This window comes from Rhodoferax sp. (genome assembly GCF_023701345.1).
In the GTDB taxonomy this organism is placed as follows: Bacteria; Pseudomonadota; Gammaproteobacteria; order Burkholderiales; family Burkholderiaceae_C; genus Rhodoferax.
Genome location: NZ_JAMPXE010000071.1, coordinates 1 through 17,153, shown reverse-complemented (window position 1 = coordinate 17,153; position 17,153 = coordinate 1). Strand labels below are relative to the sequence as shown.

General features: G+C 61.0%; 17 protein-coding genes. 11 read left to right on the top strand and 6 right to left on the bottom strand.

Features of this window, described 5'->3' with window-relative positions; genetic code table 11:
* Window positions 1–721: 721 nt before the first annotated feature.
* From NDI87_RS10830 to NDI87_RS10820, 3 genes are read right to left on the bottom strand one after another with little or no spacing between them, the layout of a single operon-like run.
* Window positions 722–1,471: a YoaK family protein gene (locus tag NDI87_RS10830; RefSeq protein WP_296275225.1), complete on the bottom strand. Its 750-nt coding sequence runs from the start codon at window positions 1,469–1,471 to the stop codon at window positions 722–724.
* Window positions 1,472–1,487: 16 nt separating this feature from the next.
* Window positions 1,488–3,584: a methionine--tRNA ligase gene (gene metG, locus NDI87_RS10825; RefSeq protein WP_296275224.1), complete on the bottom strand. Its 2,097-nt coding sequence runs from the start codon at window positions 3,582–3,584 to the stop codon at window positions 1,488–1,490.
* 34 nt (window positions 3,585–3,618) lie between these two features.
* Entirely contained in the window at window positions 3,619–4,926 is a 1,308-nt protein-coding gene (locus tag NDI87_RS10820; protein WP_296275223.1) for a patatin-like phospholipase family protein, read from the bottom strand.
* Window positions 4,927–5,066: 140 nt separating this feature from the next.
* On the opposite strand from NDI87_RS10820, the gene apbC reads away from it, so the two are divergent.
* Window positions 5,067–6,158, top strand: a complete 1,092-nt coding sequence (gene apbC / locus NDI87_RS10815) for an iron-sulfur cluster carrier protein ApbC (protein WP_296275222.1) — start codon at window positions 5,067–5,069, stop codon at window positions 6,156–6,158.
* 17 nt (window positions 6,159–6,175) lie between these two features.
* On the opposite strand, the gene msrA is transcribed toward apbC, so the two are convergent.
* The gene (gene msrA / locus NDI87_RS10810; protein ID WP_296275221.1) at window positions 6,176–6,868 is read right to left on the bottom strand and encodes a peptide-methionine (S)-S-oxide reductase MsrA; all 693 of its coding nucleotides are present in this window, start codon (window positions 6,866–6,868) and stop codon (window positions 6,176–6,178) included.
* A 126-nt stretch (window positions 6,869–6,994) separates the two neighbouring features.
* A complete protein-coding gene (locus NDI87_RS10805; protein WP_296275220.1) occupies window positions 6,995–7,507 on the bottom strand; it encodes a LysR substrate-binding domain-containing protein in 513 nt (170 codons plus the stop codon).
* Here NDI87_RS10805 and NDI87_RS10800 point away from each other — a divergent pair.
* Window positions 7,502–7,648 (top strand): anion permease, encoded by a 147-nt coding sequence (locus tag NDI87_RS10800; protein WP_296275219.1) that lies wholly within the window; start codon window positions 7,502–7,504, stop codon window positions 7,646–7,648. The two genes, NDI87_RS10805 and NDI87_RS10800, sit on opposite strands and share 6 nt — an antisense overlap.
* 14 nt (window positions 7,649–7,662) lie before the next feature.
* Window positions 7,663–8,061: an anion permease gene (locus NDI87_RS10795; RefSeq protein WP_296275218.1), complete on the top strand. Its 399-nt coding sequence runs from the start codon at window positions 7,663–7,665 to the stop codon at window positions 8,059–8,061.
* Here NDI87_RS10795 and NDI87_RS10790 read toward each other — a convergent pair.
* Window positions 8,031–8,261 (bottom strand): 4Fe-4S binding protein, encoded by a 231-nt coding sequence (locus tag NDI87_RS10790; protein WP_296275217.1) that lies wholly within the window; start codon window positions 8,259–8,261, stop codon window positions 8,031–8,033. The genes NDI87_RS10795 and NDI87_RS10790 overlap by 31 nt on opposite strands.
* Window positions 8,262–8,462: 201 nt before the next feature.
* Between NDI87_RS10790 and NDI87_RS10785 the strand changes: the two genes are divergently transcribed.
* The 8 genes from NDI87_RS10785 to NDI87_RS10750 all read left to right on the top strand — a co-directional run.
* Window positions 8,463–8,915, top strand: a complete 453-nt coding sequence (locus NDI87_RS10785; RefSeq protein WP_296275216.1) for a hypothetical protein — start codon at window positions 8,463–8,465, stop codon at window positions 8,913–8,915.
* Window positions 8,916–9,176: 261 nt separating this feature from the next.
* The gene (locus tag NDI87_RS10780) at window positions 9,177–9,746 is read left to right on the top strand and encodes a DUF3305 domain-containing protein (RefSeq protein ID WP_296275215.1); all 570 of its coding nucleotides are present in this window, start codon (window positions 9,177–9,179) and stop codon (window positions 9,744–9,746) included.
* Window positions 9,739–10,368 (top strand): DUF3306 domain-containing protein, encoded by a 630-nt coding sequence (locus tag NDI87_RS10775; RefSeq protein WP_296275214.1) that lies wholly within the window; start codon window positions 9,739–9,741, stop codon window positions 10,366–10,368. The genes NDI87_RS10780 and NDI87_RS10775 overlap by 8 nt, the downstream gene beginning before the upstream one ends.
* Window positions 10,250–12,352, top strand: coding sequence for a 4Fe-4S binding protein (locus NDI87_RS10770; protein ID WP_296275213.1), 2,103 nt, complete (start codon window positions 10,250–10,252; stop codon window positions 12,350–12,352). The genes NDI87_RS10775 and NDI87_RS10770 overlap by 119 nt, the downstream gene beginning before the upstream one ends.
* Complete coding sequence (locus NDI87_RS10765) at window positions 12,349–12,975, top strand: molecular chaperone TorD family protein (RefSeq protein ID WP_296275212.1); 627 nt, start codon at window positions 12,349–12,351, stop codon at window positions 12,973–12,975. Before NDI87_RS10770 ends, NDI87_RS10765 begins: the two co-directional genes overlap by 4 nt.
* 264 nt (window positions 12,976–13,239) lie before the next feature.
* Window positions 13,240–15,027, top strand: a complete 1,788-nt coding sequence (locus NDI87_RS10760; protein ID WP_296275211.1) for a thiamine pyrophosphate-binding protein — start codon at window positions 13,240–13,242, stop codon at window positions 15,025–15,027.
* Between the two features lie 24 nt (window positions 15,028–15,051).
* Window positions 15,052–15,855 (top strand): TIM barrel protein, encoded by an 804-nt coding sequence (locus NDI87_RS10755; protein ID WP_296275210.1) that lies wholly within the window; start codon window positions 15,052–15,054, stop codon window positions 15,853–15,855.
* 31 nt (window positions 15,856–15,886) lie between these two features.
* Window positions 15,887–17,153: aldehyde dehydrogenase family protein (locus NDI87_RS10750; protein WP_296275209.1), on the top strand; the 1,267-nt coding region annotated here is incomplete at its 3' end.

The following is a 17,153-nucleotide window of genomic DNA, read 5'->3' as shown; positions in this document are numbered from 1 at the left end:
TTACCTCACTTCAGCTGCAAAGCTGCCTAGGTGGGCGGACCATGCCATCTGCTCCCGAGTTTCGGGAACCGACAAATGACAAAACTGGAACCACGATACCAATGACCGGTTCCGAGGAACCAATGCAATCCAAGCCTACGCCGCGACCGTCGGGAAACGCTGCGCTGCCGACGACCAAATTGAGAAATCGATTTTCATCCGTGGTTGACTGCTTAAGAACTTCTGGTCCTGAAAATGAATGTCGGCTTCCCGACGAGGCGAAGGTCGGCTTACGTCAATTCGTTGGATTTCTTGGGGTTTCGGCGAAGGGCGGGTATGGGTCTGACGCGGGTTGTCATTGCGAGCCAGCCGTATCCGCCCCGATACCGCATATGGACCTTGAACCCTGTGGGGCGGACTTTAGTCCGCCATGGTCGAATAAATTCGACCCCACAACAAACCAAAACTCGGTGTTCATGGAAAGCGCAAGTGAAGCAATCCATGACTGCCGACGGCATGGACTGCCGCGCGGCGGCCTGTCCTGAGCCTGCCGAAGGGCTCGCAGCGACGCAAATAAAACCGTCCTTGCGAGGAACGTAGTGACGCGGCAATTCGTGTGTGGTGTCCAACCGGATAAGGCAGGCTCAATGAACTGGTTAACAGGCAATCCATCCGCGCGATGGCCTGCACGTTTCAATGAATCAAGAGAGACCAGTTTGATCAGAGGACTTGGCGCTTGAGCTCAATGCCGATGCGGGTCGATCCAGTGCCTGGCGTCGCTGAGCACCGGATGCCAAACCAGCAGCAGCAACAGGATGGCGAGGGGCACGGTGGTGATGAAGCCGATGGCCTTGAAACCGATGGCGCCGACCAGTCCACCAACGAAAAAACTGCCGATCAGCTTGGCCAGCAGGCTTAATTTTTGGCGATTGGCCCGCACCAGGGTCTCCCGGGTCAGGCGGTTGACGTAGAACAATTTGCCCAACTCGATGCCCAGGTCGGTGACCAGGCCAGTGACGTGGGTGGTGCGGATCTCGGCGTGGGATATTTTGGTGATGACGGCGTTTTGCAGTCCCATGATGAAGCACAGCACCAGCACCGTCAGCGGCACAAAAAGCAGCGCAAAAAAACTGATGCCGGAGCCGAACAGACCAAATAACAGCAGCAGGGCGGCTTCCAGCAGCAAGGGGCGGCCGTAGGCGCTCTGCAGCTTGCGACGTAGTCCCCAATTGACCATCCAGGCGCTGGTCATGGCGCCGCCAAGGAAGGCCAGCAATGAAATGACTCCAGCCAGCGCCAGATAGAGCTGGTCCGTGACCAGGTTGTCCGCCACCGAGGACAGCACGCCGGTCATGTGCGAGGTGTATTGGCCCACCGCCAGAAATCCGCCGGCGTTGGTGGCGCCCGCAACAAAGCACAGCGTGATGCCCAGATGCAGGTTGCTCTGGGCGGTGCGCTGAACCGCCGTCCAGCCGCGCAGCAGGGGAATCATGCGGCGGCCCGTGGGCTCAATGCACCCGCATGCCCGGCTGGGCGCCCGGGAAGGGCTCCAGCACATAGATGCCGGGCTGGGCTTTTTCGTCGGCGTGGCTGGCGGCCAGCACCATGCCTTCGCTGATGCCAAACTTCATCTTGCGCGGTGCCAGGTTGGCGACCATCACGGTGAGTTTGCCGACCAGTTGCTCGGGGCTATAGCTGCTGGCAATGCCGGAGAACACATTGCGTAGCCTGGGTTGGCCGGCCTCATCGAGCTCACCCACGTCGAGTGTCAACTGCAGCAGTTTGCTCGAGCCTGCAACCGCCTGACAGTCGACAATTTTGGCAATGCGCAGGTCGATCCTGGCAAAGTCGTCGATGCCGATGGTCGGGGCGATGGCCTCGCCGCCAGGATGGGCGGTTTCTTGCGCTGCTTCAATCGGTTCGGGCGCCTCGAACAGGGCATCGAGCTGCTTGATGTCGACGCGCTGCATCAGGTGCTGGTAAGTGCCAATGACATGGCCGGTCGCCATGGGCTGGACAATGTTGGCGTAGTTGAGCGGCTCGATGTTCAGAAACGCCTCCACCTGTGTGGCCAGCGCCGGCAGCACGGGTTTGAGGTAGCAGGTCAGGATACGGAAGGCCTTGATACACACGGTGCAGACGTCCTGCAGGCGCCCCTCCTGGTCGGGTTTCTTGGCCAGGTCCCAGGGCTTGTTGGCGTCCACATAGGCGTTGACCTTGTCGGCGAGTTGCATGGTTTCGCGCAGCGCCTTGGCGTATTCGCGGGACTCGTAGAACTGCTCGATGGTGCCCACTTCACTGCGCAGCTGGTGCAAGAGCGCGGCGCCATCTTCCGTGACCTCGCCGAGTTTGCCTTCGAAGCGCTTGGTGATGAAGCCGGCCGCGCGCGAGGCGATGTTGATGTACTTGCCGATCAGGTCGCTGTTGACGCGCGCCATGAAGTCGTCGGCGTTGAAGTCGATGTCTTCGTTGCGGCTTGAGAGCTTGGCCGCCAGGTAGTAGCGCAGCCATTCGGGGTTCATGCCCAGGCTCAGGTACTTGAGCGGGTCCAGGCCGGTGCCGCGGCTCTTGCTCATCTTTTCGCCGTTGTTCACGGTCAGGAAGCCGTGCACAAAAATGTTGTCCGGCGTCTTGCGGCCGCTGAAGTGCAGCGTGGCGGGCCAGAACAGGGTGTGAAAGGTGACGATGTCCTTGCCGATGAAGTGGTACTGCTCCAGTTCCGGGTTGGCCATGTAGGCGTCATAGTCCTGGCCGCGCTGGCCGAGCAGGTTTTTCAGCGAGGCCAGGTAGCCGATGGGCGCGTCGAGCCAGACGTAAAAATACTTGCCCGGTGCGTCCGGGATCTCGATGCCGAAGTAGGGCGCGTCACGCGAGATGTCCCAGTCGCCCAGGCCTTCGCTGGTTGACCCGTCCGGGTTGGTGCGCACGGTGAACCATTCCTTGATCTTGTTGGCCACCTCGGGTTGCAGCTTGCCGTCCTGCGTCCATTGCTGGAGGAATTCAACGCAGCGCGGGTCGGACAGCTTGAAGAAAAAGTGCACCGAATTGCGCAGTTCGGGCTTGGCACCCGACAGCGCCGAATAGGGTTTGATCAGGTCGGTGGGCGCATAGACCGCGCCGCACTGCTCGCAGTTGTCGCCGTACTGGTCCTTGGCGTGGCACTTGGGGCACTCGCCCTTGATGAAGCGGTCGGGCAGGAACATGCCCTTGTCCGGGTCAAAAAACTGCTCGATGGTGCGCGACTCGATCAGCGAGCCGTCCTTGTTGTCGCGCAGGTCGCGGTAAATTTGCCGCGCCAGCTCGTGGTTCTCCGGGCCATCGGTGCTGTGCCAGTTGTCAAAGTTGATGTGAAAACCGTCCAGGTATTGTTTGCGGCCGGCGGCAATGTTGGCGACAAACTGCTGCGGCGTGACGCCGGCCTTCTCGGCGGCAATCATGATCGGCGCGCCATGGGTGTCGTCGGCGCCACAGAAGTCGACCGCGTTGCCAAGCATGCGCTGGTGGCGCACCCAGATGTCGGCCTGGATGTACTCCATGATGTGGCCAATGTGGAAATTGCCATTGGCGTAGGGCAGGGCGGTGGTGACGAAGAGTTGGCGGGGCATGGCGTGGGCTTTCAAGACAAGAGGGTGATTTTAATCAGGGCAGCCGCAGTGGGTCGCGCCGGCGATCCATGTCCTCTTGCGATGCCGTCATGGTCGTCGCAGACACCGCAGCGCTAGCGCGCCAGTTGAGAAACTGGCAAATTTCAGCTTGCTGGCGCATGGCGTCAGCGTAACCGAGCGCCATCAGTTCCCGCGTGTAACCCGGCTCGAACAGCAGATAACTGGCGAGCGCTGAACCCTTGATGTCGGCCGCATGGGACGACACCCCAACCCCGCCCAGCAGGCTGCGCACAGCCTTGGGCAACTCATCGATGTGGCGCGCCGCAATGTGATCGAGCCGTTGTGACGGTGAAATCAGCAGCAGGTCCACCGACCGCAGGTGGCTGGCGCTGCGCAATTGCGGCGGCACCAGACTCAGGGTCTGGTTGACACGGCGAATGCGCTCCACATCAACGGCCAGCGCATCGAGAAAGATGTTGGACAGCGCGTGACCGGCAATTTGTGCCAGCGTCGGGTACAGGGCCGCGGCGACGGCGGCAGGCTGTGTTCTGGGCTCGTGCATCAGGCCGGCGCCAATCACGCAAATGCGCTCGGCGCCCAGGTGGATGGCGGGTGCCACCGGCGCGGTCTGGCGCATGGAGCCATCACCGAAATAGGCCGTTTGTCCCTCAAAGGGCAGCGCCATTGCCGGAAAGATGAACGGGATCGCGCTGGAAGCCAGCAGGTGCTGGTGGGTGATCTTGTCGCGCAGGCCGCGACGGTGTGAGCGGACCCATGGCACGAGCTGTCGGTCACCCTGGAAAAACGTGATGTGTTCGCCCGAGCTGTAGCTTGAGGCGGTCACCGCCAGCGCCCGCAGGTGGCCTTTGCGGATGAGCCAGGGCAGGCGCTCCAGCGGCACCCATTGCTTGAGCAGTTCAGCCAGCGGCGTGTTGTCGAGCAAGGACTTGGGTTTGAGCCGTCGCCACTTGGCAATTAGCCAGCCCATCGACAGCAGCGTCATCCAGCTGGCGCCGCTGCGCAACATGCTTAACGAGTCTGCGCGGTAGATATCCTGGGCATGAAAATCGCGCCAGATGGCAACGAGCTTGCGCACCGTGCCATCAAAATCATCGCAACCGCAGGCCAGGGCCGAAGCATTCAGCGCGCCGGACGAGGTGCCGCAAATGATGGGGAACGGGTTGGCTTCGTTTTGTGCGCCACAGGCACGGCGCAGATCAGCCATGGCTTCCAGTACCCCGACCTGGTAGGCGGCGCGTGCTCCGCCACCGGTGAGCATCAGGGCAGTGGTCGGCGGGCTATCAACAGGTGATTCAGAGGGGGCAAAAGGGTCATGGGCCATGGCTTGATTATCCGCAGTGACCAAGGTCGGTTTGCCATCGCATGCCTAGGGTGAACCCTTGGGCAGGTAAATCCCGATTTGCCCGAGCAAATAAGGTCAAACTTATCTTGGCTAGACTAGAGGCTTATCAGGAGAAATAAATGGCAGTAGTTGAGCAGACCGTGCTGGATGCCCTCAAGGGCGTGATCGACCCCAATACCGGGCGCGATTTTGTGTCGAGCAAAGCCGTCAAGAATTTGACTGTGACCGATGGCGACGTGGTTTTTGATGTGACGCTGGGTTACCCCGCCAAGAGCCAGATTCCGGGCTTTCGCAAAGAGCTCATTGCCGCCGCCAAAAGCGTGGCGGGTGTGGCCAATGTGTCGGTCAATATCAGCACCAGCATCACGGCGCACGCGGTGCAGCGCGGCGTGGCCTTGTTGCCCAAGGTGAAAAATATCGTCGCCGTGGCGTCGGGCAAGGGCGGCGTCGGCAAAAGCACCACGGCCGTCAACCTGGCGCTGGCGCTGGCGGCCGAGGGCGCCAACGTGGGCATTCTGGATGCCGACATTTACGGCCCCAGCATTCCCATGATGATGGGCATCTCGGGACGGCCCGAGAGCGAAGACGGGCAAACCATGGAGCCCATGGAAAACTACGGCGTGCAGGTCATGTCGATCGGTTTCCTGGTGGCGCAGGACGAGGCCATGATCTGGCGCGGCCCCATGGCCACGCAGGCGCTGGAGCAGTTGCTGCGCCAGACCAACTGGAAAGACCTGGACTACCTGATCGTCGACATGCCCCCGGGCACCGGCGACATCCAGCTCACCTTGAGCCAGCGCGTGCCCATGACCGGCGCCGTGGTGGTGACCACGCCGCAGGACATCGCCCTGCTCGATGCCAAAAAGGGCATCAAGATGTTCGAGAAAGTGGGCGTGCCGATTTTGGGTATCGTGGAAAACATGGCAGTGCACGTGTGCAGCAACTGCGGCCATGTCGAGCATATCTTTGGCGCCGATGGCGGCAAGAAAATGGCCGCTGAATACGGCATGGACTACCTGGGCGCCCTGCCGCTCAACATGCAGATCCGCCTGCAGGCGGACAGCGGCAAACCCACCGTGGTGTCGGATCCCGACAGCGAGGTGGCCGGGCTTTACAAAGCGATGGCACGCAAGGTGGCCTTGGCCATTGCGGCCAAGAACAAGGACTTTTCCAGCAAGTTCCCGAGCATCAAGATTTCCAAGGAAACCTGAAGCGGCAAGGCGTGGGGTCAGGGCTTGGCCTTGGTGCCCCACAGTTGCGCCAGGCGGGCATCGCGGCCGCAGCCCTTGCGGTAAAAGTCGTAGCGCACCGGGTTGTTCTGGTGGTAGTTCTGATGCTCGGCCTCGGCCGGGTAGAAGTCATCTGCCATCTGCAGCTGAGTAACGACGGGCTCGGTAAAGGGTTTGGTTTTTTCCAGTGCTGCGAGTGAGTCTTTGGCCGCTTGCAGTTGCTCTGGTGAGGTGGCAAAAATGGCAGTCCGGTAGGGCGTTCCGATGTCGCAGAACTGGCGGTCTTTCACGGTCGGGTCAATGGTGCGCCAGAAGTAGTCCACCAGTTGCCGGTAACTCACCTGCCTGGGGTCAAACACCACTTGCACGGCTTCGGCGTGGCCGGTGGTGTGGCTGGAGACCTCGGCATACGTGGGGTTGGCGGTCTTGCCACCGGTGTAGCCCGAGGTGGTGGCCAGCACACCCGGCACTTTGTCAAAGTCAGCCTCGGTGCACCAGAAGCAGCCACCGGCAAACAGCGCCACCTCGCTGCCGGCTGGCAATGCCGTTGTAACAGCCCGGCCGGGTGCATCGGGCGCCTGGCGCGGGGTGGCATAGAACCACCAGCCGATCAGGGCCAGAATAATGGCCAGGGCCAGCCAATAGGCACGCTTGCTGCGCTTGGGTGTCGTGTCAGGGGCGGAGGTGTTCATGCCGTATGATAAAAAAACTGCCAAAGACCGTTTTCGTGCGGGGGCATGCACCCGATGCTACTTCCGTGCCTTTAGAACCGCGCTCAATGTCATGCAACGCAGACTACCACTTCCGAGGCCTTCGTTTCAGGTGGTTGACACACACCATTCATTGGGTGACTCCCCAAAATGCCTCACAAGGAAGTCAACAAAGACCCTGACCTTGGCGGCAAGATTGTTTTTTTGCAAGTAAATGGCATAAATGTCAGCGGAAGGCAGTGCGTAGTCTTGCAGCAGCACCTCCATGCGGCCACTTTGAATAAACCGTGCCACATCCCATTGCGCCCGCATCAGGATGCCGTGCCCATCCAGCGCCCATTTTTGTACGGTCTCGCCGTCATTGCTGCTCAAGGTGCCACGCACCTTGACGGTTTCAGTTTGCTGGCCTTTGGTAAATCGCCATAACCCATAGGCCGTGTCGTCCTGACGCAGAATCAGGCAGTTGTGCCAAGTCAGGTCGTGGGGCAACTGGGGCCGACCATGCGTTTTGAGGTAAATCGGCGACTCAATAATCTGCCGCTTGTTGGCCGCAATCTTTCGCGCCACCACTCTGGAGTCAGGCGGCTCGCCAAAGCGGATGCCAATGTCGAGGGCTTGCAACTGGTCGGTGGCAAACCTTCAGAGACCACCAAGTGGGCACTGTCGGGGTTTTCCAATAGCGTCATCTGGCTGATTTTTATTGCCTACATGTTTGGCCTGGGCTATGAAAAAACCGGTCTGGGGCGGCGCGCGTTTCGCTGAACCTGGTCAAGCTTTTGAGCAAACGAACGCTGGGCCTGGAACATGTTCATCTGACGCAGGGCCTGCCCATCATGTGGATCGTCATGCTGATGGTGGCCGTGTATTTTTTGGTGCATTACATGTTTGCCAGCCTGACCGCCCATGCGACCGCCTTGCTGCCGGTGTTTTTGGTGGCAGTGATGGCGGTGCCTGACATGCCCCTGAAACTGGTGGCCATGCTGCTGTGCTACACATCGGGCCTGAGTTGCCTGCTTACCCCGTATGCCAGCGGTCCAAGTGCCATCTATTACGGCAGCGGCTACATCAGTCGCCTCGACTTCTGGCGACTCGGGGCCATCTTTGGCCTGATCTTCCTCGCCGCCTTGATGTTGGTTGGTGTGCCTTATCTCAACTGGTTCCTGTCGCTGACGTAAGCGTCAGCCATGCTGATCGCACCGGTGGGGCATCGTGCGGCACATTCGCCGCAGCCGCTGCAGCGGTCGATGTCCTGCAACACCGTCCTCTTCTTCCAGGCCTTTGTTTCAAAGGCAAGCAGGCGCAACTCGCAGGCAGAGATGCAGCGGCCGCATCCCGTACAGCGCGCCGGGTCAATGTGAGCAATTTCGGCTGCCATGGCTTGAAGTGATTTAGTTTGACGATCTCATCATAGGTGAACCCCGCTCGTCAATTGCACTGGCCGCACTGTACGACCAGGTGCAGTTGGTCACGAATGGCTGGTTGGGGCAAGCCTGCTCCCGATATTTCTTGCATCGGTTCAGCTTGCGTTCATATAAGGACGCGCAAGATGTGGACCATACCAACCCAAGGAGTTTTCATGAAAAATCTCACTTCAACCAAATCGCTCGCAGCAGTTGCCCTGGCACTGGGTGCTTTGGCGGCGGCTTCGTCGGCGCAGGCCCGTAGCGATGTGCACTTCTCCATCGGCGTGCAGGTACCGGGTGTCTATGTACAGCCCGCGCCCATGTATGTGCAACCCCTGTCTTACTTCACGCCCGCGCCCGGCTACTACCAGCGCTATGACAATGGTCGTCACTATGGCTGGCAGAACGGGCAACGCCGCGGCCCTTACGGCGACCGCGACCGCGATGGCATCGCCAACGTCTACGACTCGGGCAGCCCGCGCAATCAGTGGCGCCAGGCACGTCTTCATGGTCCTTACGGTGATCTCGACCGCGACGGCATCATGAACCAGCGGGACCGTGATCGTGATGGCGACGGTGTGCGCAACCGCTACGACCGCCTGCCGGACCGACCAAACCGCAGGTAAGCCTGGATGCAAGTCAAGCACGCACAATTCGGGCAGACGCGCAAGAAGGTCTTTGCCAATATGGGACTCGCTGCAGGCTGCTTTCATCAGACGCTCTTTGAAATGCGTGGAGGTGACGCTGGGCGTCAGAGCCCGTAGCTTTTGACACCGTGCGGGCCATGACATGACATGGGGGGCGACACACTCACTGTTCGCGGTCGTGCTGCATCGGCGGCCCAGTCCTGGCAAGGTGCATTTGAATCCGTTACAGTTCAAAGCCTTATGTCCACCTTACGTCCATTCATTGAAGTTGCCGTGATCATGCAGCGCGTGGCCAACACCGGGCCGGCCGCCCGCTGGCAACCCTGGCGCTGGCAACTCGCCGAAGTGGCCATGAACGAAGCCGGCTTTGGCACTGAGCCGCGCCTGCTGTACCAAAATGAGAATGAACAACGTTGGTTGCACGGCGGCCTGAAGGTGGAGCTGTTCAAGGACGATGGCGAGGGCTATTACCTCAACGCCAGCACCGACGTGCCCAGCTGGTTTGTCTTGTGGCGCATGGAAGACGAGCCTGGCGTGGCGGCAGAGCCTATCCCGAAGCCGGTGGTGGTGAGTCTGAGCTATTACGACGCGGGTCGCTGGCTCGATGCGCAGGAAACCGTGGAGCAGGTGGCCGCCCCGGCGCCGGTGGTGCAGTGGTTGCAGGCCTTTGTCGATGAACATTACGTGGTGGAACCCAAACGGCGCAAGCGGCCCGAGAGTTTCAAGTCGCTCACCGACCGTTTCGGCAACCCGGCCTCCATCAGCACCGGAAAATCCTTTGGCAAAGCTCAGGGGGACGATCGTGGCTGACGGCTTTCTGGGCCGCTGGTCGCAGCGCAAGCAGACGTTGCGCGAGGGCAGGGAGGTGGCTGAGCCGCCAACCGACAAGCGCATTGGGGTTGCTGAAACTGCCGCTGATTCCGTGCCTGAAACATCAAGGCCGCAAGTTCAGGAGAGTCCGCCTGCGCCAGCCCCGACGCTGGCCGATGTACAGGCCTTGCACGCTGACAGCAGCTTTGCCCCTTTTGTGGCGCGCGATGTCGCCCCCGAGGTGCGCAACGCCGCCATGAAAAAGCTTTTTACCGACCCGCATTACAACGTGATGGACGGCCTCGACATTTACATCGACGATTATTCCAGGCCCAGCCCCATGCCTGCCGCCATGTTGCGCCAGATGGCCAGCGCCAAGTTTCTCAAGTTGTTTGACGACGAGGAACAGGTGCCAGTTCCCGAGTCAGTACCGCCCGCCAGTTCGGCCATGCCTGCACCCTCAGCGGTGGGTATTTCTCCACCACAAGATCCGGACCCACACCATGACCACACTGATTTGCGACTGCAACCAGACCATGCCGCTCGACCCGCGGGCCCTGAGCGCGAGCCTGAACGAGCCGCTGAGCCTGCATTCGGGCCTGTGCCGCCGCGAAGCCGCTGAATTTCTGCAGGCGGCCGGGGGCAGCGATGTGCTGGTGGTGGCCTGCACCCAGGAAACCAGGCTGTTCAACGAGTTGGCTGATCAGGCTAATCTGAGCGCTCCCATCAAGTTTGTCAATATTCGCGAAACCGGCGGCTGGAGCCGTGATGCGGCAAAAGCCAGCCCCAAAATTGCCGCCCTGCTGGCGGTGGCCCATTTGCCCGAGCCCGAGCCGGTGGCCACGGTCACTTACAAGAGTGCAGGGCGGGCCCTGGTCATTGGTGAACTCGGCACCGCCGAGCGCGCTGCCGGTTTGCTGGGTGACACGCTCGATGTCACCTTGTTCACCCAGGGCGCTGGTGAGCTGGGTGCGGCGCAGGAGCGGCGCTACCCGGTGCTCGGTGGTCAACTGCAAACCCTCACCGGCTGGCTCGGCGCGTTCGAGCTGGGCTGGCAGCAAAACAACCCGATTGACCTCGACCTGTGCACGCGCTGCAACGCCTGTCTGGCAGTGTGTCCCGAAGACGCCATCGGCCTGGACTACCAGGTTGACCTGCAGGCCTGCGACGCCCATCGTGCCTGTGTCAAGGTGTGCAAGGTGGCGGGTGCCATTGACTTCAGCCGCACGCCGCAGAGCCACACCGACACCTTCGACCTGGTGCTGGACTTGCGCGCAACCCCGGCCTTCAGCCAGCACGCCAAGCCGCAGGGCTACCTGCACTGGGATGGACGCGATCTCAACGCCCTGTTGGTCTGGCGCGAGCTGGTCGGTGAATTTGAAAAGCCCAAGTTCTTCAGCTACAGGCAAAAGCTCTGCGCCCACAGCCGCAATGACAAGGTGGCTTGCACGGCCTGTATCGATGTGTGCTCGGCCAGTGCCATCAGCAGCGATTACAAACACCAGCAAATCAAGGTGAATTCCAACCTGTGCGTGGGTTGCGGCACTTGCAGCACGGTGTGTCCGACCGGCGCCATGGGCTTTGCTTACCCGCGTGCCAGCGACCAGGGCGTCAAGCTCAAAACGCTGTTGTCAACCTACCAGCGCAGCGGAGGAAAAGAAGCCGCGCTGCTGCTGCACAGCCAGGGCGCCGGGGCACGCCTGCTGGGCGATTTGGTTCGTGCCGCGCAACTTGAAAAGGGCCAAAAAGACGGCACCCATGGCGTGCCGGCGCGTGTCTTGCCGGTAGCGCTGTGGCACACGTCATCCACCGGACTGGAGCTGTGGCTGACGGCGGTGGCCTACGGCGCAAGCCAGGTCTGGCTGCTGCTGACCGATGAAGAAGCGCCCCAGTATGCCGAGGCATTGCGCGAGCAAATGGCCGTGGCGCAAACCATTTTGACGGGTCTGGGCTACGCCGGCGAGCATTTCAGGCTGCTGCAGGTGCGCGATGCGCGCGACCTGGCCGCGCTTGACCGTGATTTGCAGGCCGCCCCGGCGCAAGCCCCGACGCGCCATGCCGGCTTTGCGGTGCAGCTGGACAAACGCGCGACGCTGGAGCTGGCGCTGGACCACCTGATCAGCCACGCACCCAAGCCCAGTCAGGTGCCCATTGCCTTGCCCGCCAGCGGCTCATCGCTGGGCGGCCTGGCCATCAACAAGGACACTTGTACGTTGTGCCTGAGCTGCGTCAACGCCTGCCCGGCCGGTGCGCTGGCAGACAACGCGCAGGCGCCGCAACTTCGCTTCATTGAGAAAAACTGTGTGCAGTGCGGCCTGTGCGTCAAGACATGCCCGGAACAGGCGCTCAGCCTGGTGCCCCGGCTCAACCTCAGCACCCAGCGCAAGGAGCATGTGGTGCTCAACGAAATGCAGCCCTACGCCTGCGTGCGCTGCGGCAAACCGTTTGGCACGCTCAAGGCGATCGAGGGCATGCTGGGCAAATTGGCTGGCCACAGCATGTTTCAGGGCGCCGCGCTGGAGCGCCTCAAAATGTGCGGCGACTGCCGCGTCATCGACATCTACTCGGCCGACTCTGAAGTCAAAATCACAGATATCACATCATGATGCCATTGCCTGAAACTGCCGTGAGCAGCGCGCTCGACGAAGAAACCGCCCGTGCCGAGCTCTATGGGCTGCTGGCCCAGCTCTACTATGCGCCACCTGCCCCTGAATTGATGGCGAATTTGCGCGTGGCCGCCACCGAGGCCCCGGCGGCCGGCGGCTTTCTGGAGGGACCCTGGCGCGCCCTGGTGGGTGTGGCGCGTGAGCTGAGCGACGACACCCTGGCCGAGGAGTACAACGCCCTGTTTGGCGGTGTGGGCAAGCCCGAGGTGTACCTGTATGGCTCGCATTACCTGAGCGGATTCTTGAACGAAAAACCGCTGGCGCGCTTGCGCACGGAATTGAACAACCTGGGCTTGGGGCGTGACGAGGCCATGTCCGATACCGAAGACCACGTGGCTTACCTGTGCGAGGTGATGCGTTACCTGATTGCCGGGGACGACGTGGCGGTGGCCAACCTGGCGCGTCAGCAAGCCTTTTTTGCCGCCCACCTGCAGCCCTGGGCGGGGCAGTTGTGCGATGCCATTCAACAGCACCCCAAGGCACGCTTTTATGCGGCCGTGGCGGAGCTGACCCGTGCCTTTGCGAGTGTCGAGGCGCAAGGCTTTGACATGTTGTCGGCCTAGCCCGACCTGACACATCCAAATCCTGATTAACCACCCGCAAGTGGTGGCTGGAAAAGCTTCTGCAGATGCTGAAATTAGGTATTAACCCTAATTTGTATTGTTAATCGCTCAATAACGTTCGATTAACGTACGATTATGAACAATTTAGTTCAAAGTTTTTTTGTGAAATAGATAAAGTAGCGAAACTTTTCGTGCTTTATCTGTTTATCGCACGTTCAGCCCTTTCGCAGAGACAACACAGCCCATTCACATCAGGAGACAAAAATGCAGGATCTGATTTCGCACCAACTGGTCAAATACCTCGAAGACCGCGGCGTTGAGTACATTTTTGGCCTGTGCGGCCACACCAACATCGCGGTGCTGACGGCGCTGGAAAAAAGCAGCATCAAGTTCATCAACACCCGTCACGAGCAGGTGGCCGCCCACGCCGCTGACGGCTACGCCCGCGCCAAGCAGACCACCGCCGTCGTGCTGAGCCACCTCGGCCCCGGCCTGACCAATGCGTCCACCGGTGTCGCCAACGCCGCGCTCGACTCGATCCCGATGGTGGTGATTGCCGGTGACGTGCCCAGCCACTACTATGGCAAGAACCCGCACCAGGAAGTGAATTTGCACTCGGATGCCTCGCAGTCCGAGATGTACCGCCCATTTTGCAAGCGTGTCTGGCGCGTCGAGCGCCCCGACCTGTTCCCCGAAATCATCGACAAAGCCTTTCAGCTGGCCGAGACCGGCCGCCCCGGCCCGGTGCTGGTGTCGGTGCCGATGGACATTTTCTCGAAAGAAGTGGATGTGGAACTGTTTGCCAAGCTCAAGCGCCACACCAAGAAGCTGCACACCCCGTCGATTGACGACGAGGTCGCCACCCAGATCATCGAGGCGCTGGTGGCTGCCAAAAAGCCGCAGCTCCATGTCGGCGGCGGCATCGTGCTGGCCAACGCCACAGCCGAGCTGCAGGAATTTGTCGACCACATGAGCCTGCCGGTGTCGCACAGCCTGATGGGCAAGGGTGTGCTGCCTGACGACCACCCGTTTATCCTGGGCATGACGGGTTTCTGGGGCACCAAGTTCATCAACGACAAGTGTCTTAATGCCGACCTGGTGCTGGGCCTGGGTACCCGCTTTGCCGAAGCCGATTGCAGTTCGTGGGAAAACGAGTACACCTTCGACTTTACAAAATCGAAGTTGATCCACATCGACATCGACCCCAGCGAAATCGGCCGCAACTACCCGGTACAGATCGGCGCTGTGGCTGACCTCAAGCAGGCGCTCAAGGTACTGAATCGCGTTGCCAAAAAGCTCTACCCGCAAGGCTTCAAGAACGATGCGCTCAATGCCGAGATGGCCGCCAACCGCAGCACCTTCAAGGCCGGCCTGGTGGCAGCCCAGCAAAGCAACGCCTTCCCGATGCGCCCCGAGCGCATCCTGGCCGACGCCCGTGCCGTGTTGCCGCGCGACGTCATCATCACCACCGACGTGGGCTGGAACAAGAATGGTGTCGGCCAGCAGTTCGACATCTTCACCCCCGGCAGCATCCTGACCCCGGGCGGTTTTGCCACCATGGGTTTCGGCGCGCCGGCCGCCATTGGCGCCAAGATCGCCTGCCCGGACCGCGTGGTTGTGTCACTGGTCGGTGACGGTGGTTTTGGCCAGAATCCGGCCATGCTCGCCACCGCCGTGGAAAGCAACGTGCCGGTGATCTGGGTGATCATGAACAACTGCGCCTTTGGCACCATTGCCGGCTTGCAGTTGGCCCACTACGGCACCACGCTCGGCACGCTGTTCTTCAAGGACGGCGCACCGTTCCAGGCCGACTTTGCCGCCATCGCACGGGCCTACGGTGCGGAAGGTGTCCGCGTCACCTCGGCCGAGGAATTCAAACCCGCGCTGGAGCAAGCCATGGCTTCCAACCGCCCGTTTGTCATCGACGTGGCGATGCAAAACGCGCCGGTGGAAACCGCCGGTCACTGGAACATCATGGACATCTACTCGCCGGGCAAGAAGGTGCACCACGCCGATACCAGCGCCATTGCGGCTGCTGGTGGCCACAAATAAGCCGGTCCACCCAACGGAATCATCATGAAACACAAATACTCACTGGCCCACCTGACAGCCATGGCGCTGCCTCCGGTGGATTTGATCGAGGTCGCCGCCAGAACCGGCTACACCTATGTCGGTTTGCGCTTGAGCCGGGTGACCGATGCCGAGCCGCTTTACCCGCTGATTACCAGCAAAACGGCCATGGCAGCCACCAAAGCCAGACTGGCCGCCACTGGCGTCAAGGTGTGGGATGTGGAGCTGGCCCGCATGGACCCCACGCACGATGCCGAGAGCTACATCCCGATGCTGGAAGCCACGGCAGAGCTGGGCGCCAAACATGTCATTGGCCAGTTGCCCGACGCCAACCGCGAACGTGCCCACGAGCGTTTTGCCAAGCTGTGTGATTACGCCAAACCGCTGGGCATCACCATCAGCCTGGAATTCCCGTGGTGGACCGAGACCGGCAGCCTGGAAACCGCGACCACCGTGCTTAACACGGTGAAGCGTGACAACGCCGGCATGTTGATTGACATGCTGCACTTCTTCCGCTCGAATTCCAGCCTGGAGGCACTCAAGGCCCTGCCGCGCGAATGGTTCCACTTTGCCCATGTGTGCGACGGTCCCAAAGCCATTGCACCGGGCCTGGACAGCACCTTGCACGAAGCCCGCAGCGATCGCTTGTTCCCGGGTAATGGTGCGTTTGGTGTGAAGGACATTCTGGCCTGCCTGCCTGACCCGATCACCTACTGCCTGGAAATTCCGGGCGATGCGTTAGCCGCTGAAATTGGTTTTGAAGAGTATGCCCGCCGTGCCCTGCAAACCGCACAGAAACACCTTGATTGATCATTCCCCCACCTAAAACAGGAGACCCCTCATGAGCAACATTCCGCCCGAACTCAAAAAGACCGAGATCAACGCCGAACAGCGCGAAGAACTCGACAACGCCTTTGCCCGCGCCCGCGCCGCGCTGGCCATCATAGAAACCTACGACCAGGCGCGTGTTGACCGCCTGTGCCAGGCCGTGGCCTGGGCCGTGGCCAACAAGAAAACCTTCACCAACCTGGTGGCGCAAGGCATTACCGAAAGTCGCCTGGGTGACCCGGTCAGCCGCATGGGCAAGCGCCTGAAAATCCGTGGCATCCTGCGTGATGCGCTGCGCCAGAAGAGCGTCGGCATCATCGAGGAAATCCCGGAAAAAGGCATTGTCAAATACGGCAAGCCCGCCGGCATCGTGGCCTGTATCGTGCCCACCACCAACCCCGACCTGACCCCCGCCGGCAACGCCATCTACGCCATCAAGGCGCGTGACGCCGTCATCTTCTCGCCGCACCCGCGCGCCAAGAAAACATCGTTCGAGACGGTTCGCCTGATGCGTGAAGCGCTGGAGCGCGAAGGCGCACCGGCAGACCTGCTGCAGTGCCTGACCAAGGTCAACATCCCGATGTCGCAAGCGCTGATGGCCGAGGCCGACCTGGTGATCGCCACCGGCGGCCAGCCCATGGTGCGCGCCGCCTACAGCTCGGGTACCCCGGCTTATGGCGTCGGTGCCGGCAACTCGACCATGGTGATCGACGAGACCGCCAACATCGAGGAAGCGGCCCTCAACACCCGTTTGAGCAAGACCTCCGACTTTGGCTCGGGCTGCTCGGCCGACGGCAACCTGATCATCCAGGAATCGATCTTTGACGCGATGCTGGCTCAGTTGCAAAAAGAAGGCGGCTACCTGGCCAATGACGAAGAAAAAGCCAAGCTGCGCAAAGCCATGTGGGACGACGAGAACCACCGCCTGGCAGACACCGTGGCGGTGGCGCCGCAGAAGCTGGCCGAAGCCGCGGGTTTCAGCATCCCGGCTGACCGCAAGTTCATCATCGTGCGCGGTGACGGCATTGGCAAAGAGTACCCCTACTCGGGCGAAAAGCTCACCACGCTGCTGGCGGTGTACAAGTACGGCACCTTTGATGAAGCCCTGAACATGATGCGCGGCATCTACAACGTGGGCGGCAAGGGCCACTCCTGCGGCATCTACTCGTTCAACCCCGAGCACATCCACCAGCTGGCCATGGCCGCGCCGGTGAGCCGCATGATGGTGCGCCAGCCGCAATCCAAAGCCAACGCCGGCGCTTTCAACAACGGCATGCCGA